Origin of the sequence: Mesorhizobium sp. M7A.F.Ca.US.002.01.1.1 (assembly GCF_004022955.1) — a bacterium.
Lineage (GTDB): Bacteria > Pseudomonadota > Alphaproteobacteria > Rhizobiales > Rhizobiaceae > Mesorhizobium > Mesorhizobium ciceri.
Genome location: NZ_RZQE01000881.1, coordinates 1 through 1,232, shown reverse-complemented (window position 1 = coordinate 1,232; position 1,232 = coordinate 1). Strand labels below are relative to the sequence as shown.

Sequence of the window (1,232 nt, the reverse complement as noted above, 5' to 3'; positions counted from 1 at the left end):
CTACAGCCGCACGCAAGCGGTGATCGAGGTTTCGAAGCTGGACAATGCGGAGTTGTTTCGCGATCAGGCTGGGTTTTGAGCTTTTACCCTCCTCCTTGTGGGGAGGGTCGATCCGCGAAGCGGAGCGGGGTGGGGGTCTGCGCCGCACCCCACCCCGGCGCTCCGCGCCGACCCTCCCCATCGAGGGGAGGGTAACCCATCATGCGCCGCGCTTTATAATGGCGGGCGAACATAGCAAATGGTGCACTGTCACCGTAATTCTGTCACCGAAATTCGTTCACCGTCAACGCTCATGACAGCGAAAGCCTCATCAGCGGGCGGGCCGCATCGCGGTGCGCGACGGCTTGAAACCCTGCGCTCTCGAAGGTCGATACATACCCACTACCCGTTGCGCTCGGCGACTTGCCGCCATCGAGCGGCATCGCCTCGATCGCCTTCGCGCCATGTCGTCTTGCGTGAGCGATGCTCGCCTCGATCAGCGTTCGCGTCATCCCGCGGCGACGATAGCCCTTGCGGACGTAGAAGCAGGAGATGAACCATGTCTCTTCCCTGCGATCTTCTGCCCCGATCCATCTTTTCTTCAGGTAAGGCACGGCTTCGATGGGCGTGATTTGGCACCACCCGACGGCCATTTCTCCATCGAAGGCCAAAAGGCCCTGAGGCACATCGCCCGATAGCGCCGCTTGCTGAAATTCGTGCCGATTCCGATCGGGCGGCTGCTTTCGGTAAGCCGGGCCGATCCTGCCATACATGCACCAGCAACGACCGACAGGCCCGCTCGCCGAAAACAGATCCACGAGTGCCGGCCAATTCTGTCGAGAAAGCGGTTCGACTCGAAAGCTCATTGCCCACAAACGCCGACAGTCGCCATCGGGTTCGGTTGCCGCGCAGCAATGTCCGCTTTCTCGTCCATCGCGACGGCGCCGAAGCGGAGCTGTTTCGCGATCAGGCCGGGTTTTGGGTTCGCCCAAAGCGATGGTCAAGCGAGCGTGGTTAAAAGTGCACTGTCACCGCAATTCGCAATTGCCAGAAAGTCAGTCCATTTTTCGGTTCGAAAGTGCGTTAAAAACATTGTTGTAGACGTTGCTAATTTCCCAGCCCCTACTCTCAAAATAACTCTCAACAACCTCAAGGACCCAATTCGCGAACTCAGGTCCGTCCATCCACCTTTTCCTCACTACAAGACCCCAGAGTAGAAAAATAAATCTACGGTCGTATGAATATTCGTGGGA

At 58.1% G+C, this 1,232-nt stretch carries 1 protein-coding gene and 1 pseudogene; one reads left to right on the top strand and one right to left on the bottom strand.

Annotated elements, in window-relative coordinates; genetic code table 11:
* Nucleotides 1–79, top strand: a pseudogene (locus EN932_RS39855) (DNA-binding response regulator); the annotation flags it as partial.
* A gap of 211 nt (nt 80–290) precedes the next feature.
* Here EN932_RS39855 and EN932_RS36380 read toward each other — a convergent pair.
* Nucleotides 291–797 carry a GNAT family N-acetyltransferase gene (locus EN932_RS36380; RefSeq protein WP_164754003.1) on the bottom strand — a complete coding sequence of 169 codons (507 nt, stop codon included), beginning with the start codon at nt 795–797 and terminating at the stop codon, nt 291–293.
* Between the last annotated feature and the right edge of the window lie 435 nt (nt 798–1,232).